Raw genomic sequence first — 2003 nt, 5'->3', positions numbered from 1 at the left:
CCGGGGTGGACATTCGGCAGATCACCATCGCCGGCAACGGCGGAGATCCGAACAAGGACGGACTCGTGCTCTTGCGCATGATCGGAGTCCTGCCGTGACCCGTATTCCCGCATGGATGTCCGGTGTGACGTCGATCTCAAAGACGCGGCCGGCGAGGTCTGTCGATTAGCGACTTCCGATGGTCCAGTTGCCGCGCAGGAGTACGTCCGCGACAAGTTTAAGAGACTGCAGGGCGCCGAAAACGAGTTCATCCGCGCCGCCACCGTTGTGAGTTGCCCAGACCAGTAAGCGCTCGCCGCGAACCGAACCTGCAGCGGGAGGAATCGGCACCCAGCGCAGGCTCCGAGCCGGCTGGGGCCCGTACCGGATGCGGATCGACAACCGGTGAGGGATCCGTTAGCGGAGAGATCTCGGGCAACGCCATGTCACCGCGCGGCGCAACACTGGTTAGGTACCGCTCCGCAAGGGGTCGATCAAATGGCCCCCACCGATTTGCCCGACGGGGACTGTCTCGCCGCCGGCAAGGGTTACGGCGACGTGCAGTTTCTCTCTCCACCGCGCGCGGAGCACCGCAAAGACGACTCCGTCGGCTCCGACACCTCCGGTGTCTGTATGAGCGACGACCTCACTTCGAGCTGAGACACGCCTTCGGCAGCGATTCCGGCCAGCGCCATCCATCCGAACTCTGGTGGTTCCCTCGCGACGGACGGATCGCCGGATTGATGGACCGTCAACCGCGCCAAGTACGAAGCTCGAAACGAGCGACCGAATCCAACGCGGGGATTGGGTACCCCGAGGATAAGGGATGCCTTCGGTGAATCGCCGCCTGGCTGAACAAGAACCGCCCAACGGGTCGTATTTGCGGCGAACACGACGGCGAAATCGGAGTCGCGCTCGATGAGCCGGACTGGACCGAATCGCACTCCGGCCGTGGTGCGGTGCATCAATGGGACCGCTTCGCTCGCAAGCCTCACCGCTGAATGGGTTCGTAGGTCTTCGTCGATTCTGTCGCGAACCGGCAACAACGTGCTCCCCGGTTCGTCATCCGGTGTGCTCGACGATATGCGGATGCTCATGAACCCTCCAGACCGTGCCCTGAGACCCGATGGATAGTCAGGCCGTACATCGTAGAAGAACAGCTGGCGTGGAATCCGGCGACGTAACTGATCGGTGCGGACTGCATGCCATAAGACGATCGGTGACGGGGTTCGTCGTGTGAGTGCTCTTCTGCCTATCTATGCCGAGAGGCGCGTGATCTTGGCGAGGGCGTCGCCTAGCTTGTCGGCCGCAAGGTCGAGCTCGTAGCGGTCCTGGATATTGAGCCAGAACTGCGCACTATTGCCGAACGCCTTGGCCAGCCGCAACGCGGTGTCTGCGGTGATCGACCGCTTTCCGAGCACGATCTCGTTGATCCGTCGGGGCGGAACACCGATGATCGTGGCTAAGCGGTTCTGCGTGATGCCGAACGGCTCGAGGAAGTCCTCACGGAGGATCTCACCGGGGTGAATGGGGCTCAGGTCTGTAGTCATTGTTGGGTTCCTTGGTCGGGTTCTTATGTCGGATGTTGGAGCGTCGGCTCCTGTCGGGTTGTTAGTGATAGTCGGTGATCTCCACGTCGTATGCGGCGGTGGCGCGCCAGGTGAAACAGATGCGGTACTGATCGTTGATCCGAACGCTGTACTGGCCCAACCGGTCCCCGGAGAGCTTCTCCAGGCGGTTGCCTGGGGGCACCCGCAGGTCGTTGACATCGGTGGCCGCCTCGATCAACAGGAGGCGCCGGCGCGCGATCCGCTGAATGTCCTGCGGGAGCTTCTTCGAGAACTGCCGGCGAAAGACCCGCTCGGTCTCTTTGTCGGCGAACGATTCGATCACTCCACGAGTATAACGCACCGCGTTAATAACGTGCAACGTTATGGATCGTGGCGGGTGGCGGCATGTCTCCATCGGTGCCCCAATTGGCCATCGATGACCGGTCAGCGAATCGTCAGCCTTGCCCCCAGCAG

3 protein-coding genes are annotated in these 2003 nt (G+C 62.1%); 1 reads left to right on the top strand and 2 read right to left on the bottom strand.

Annotated elements, in window-relative coordinates:
• Nucleotides 1-477: 477 nt before the first annotated feature.
• Complete coding sequence (locus tag WAW17_RS29660; protein ID WP_422336427.1) at nt 478-639, top strand: hypothetical protein; 162 nt, start codon at nt 478-480, stop codon at nt 637-639.
• A gap of 596 nt (nt 640-1235) precedes the next feature.
• Here WAW17_RS29660 and WAW17_RS29655 read toward each other — a convergent pair.
• Complete coding sequence (locus WAW17_RS29655) at nt 1236-1529, bottom strand: HigA family addiction module antitoxin (RefSeq protein WP_185730189.1); 294 nt, start codon at nt 1527-1529, stop codon at nt 1236-1238.
• A 61-nt stretch (nt 1530-1590) separates the two neighbouring features.
• Nucleotides 1591-1872, bottom strand: coding sequence for a type II toxin-antitoxin system RelE/ParE family toxin (locus tag WAW17_RS29650; protein WP_422336426.1), 282 nt, complete (start codon nt 1870-1872; stop codon nt 1591-1593).
• Nucleotides 1873-2003 lie beyond the last annotated feature (131 nt).

Source organism: Rhodococcus sp. (in: high G+C Gram-positive bacteria) (assembly GCF_049286785.1).
Classification (GTDB): Bacteria; Actinomycetota; Actinomycetes; order Mycobacteriales; family Mycobacteriaceae; genus Rhodococcus_F.
This window is presented reverse-complemented; position numbering and strand designations above follow the sequence as displayed.

Coding starts and splice junctions, on each gene's coding strand:
- WAW17_RS29660 (WP_422336427.1), top strand. CDS start 478: ATGGCCCCCACCGATTTGCCCGACGGGGACTGTCTCGCCGCCGGCAAG.
- WAW17_RS29655 (WP_185730189.1), bottom strand. CDS start 1,529: ATGACTACAGACCTGAGCCCCATTCACCCCGGTGAGATCCTCCGTGAG.